1 pseudogene is annotated in these 712 nt (G+C 57.6%); it reads right to left on the bottom strand.

Annotated features, from left to right (window positions below):
• Positions 1 to 296: 296 nt before the first annotated feature.
• Positions 297 to 616 (bottom strand): annotated as a pseudogene (locus tag AB4874_RS20140) (transposase); the annotation flags it as partial.
• Between the last annotated feature and the right edge of the window lie 96 nt (positions 617 to 712).

The raw sequence follows: 712 nt of genomic DNA, 5'->3' as shown, positions 1-712 counted from the left end.
GCGTCTATGTATCTGCGTAGGTCTGCGTAGCGGCTGACAACCTTGACTTGCATCAACACGCAGCTTCACAAAGCGGATACGCCGACGTGAGAGTGCAACAGCCGAGAACTGGCCGCGCGGGTTTTGTCCCGCTTTGCCCCGCAAAAGGCAGCGTCTCTCATTGGGCGTTCAGGTCAGCCGCGCCTTCCTTCTTTCACGTGAGTCATCGTCACTTATCCGGGTCACGTATCTCTTCGCAGTCCGGTGGAAATCCCGGTCACCGGCTCTGCATGTGGACTGCCTGTCGAGCATATGGGTCGAGCATACGGGCGCTGGACAGCGCGTGTCATTTGGCTGCGACATAGTGTGGAGTGATCGGGAACGGCCCAGTCCAGACCGGCCAGGCGCAGCAGACTGGCGACCATCCCGGTGGTGTGTCTGAGCGGAAAAATGAACAACTCGGCGCGCCGCCCGTTCGGGGCCAAAAACATGCCATTGGCAGGTTTCCGTGGCGCCCTTCCCTCTTGATCAACAGGCAAAACTGGATCGCCACGTGCAAGAAGACCGACGGTCGCCCCTCATGCGGTGCGAGCCAGCCCATCTTCTTGGTCCCCCATCCTCTTAGACATGCAAGCATGTATTGGAGGGCAACGGATTAGCAATGTCACAAATTTGCACTGTCTAAGCGCATGGCGTCATAATGCGAACCATGCGCTTAGACTTAATCAACAAC

Source organism: Thioclava arctica (assembly GCF_040892615.1).
GTDB lineage: Bacteria > Pseudomonadota > Alphaproteobacteria > Rhodobacterales > Rhodobacteraceae > Thioclava > Thioclava arctica.
The sequence above is the reverse complement of the archived record's forward strand: the minus strand, read 5'-3'. Positions and strand labels throughout refer to the sequence as shown.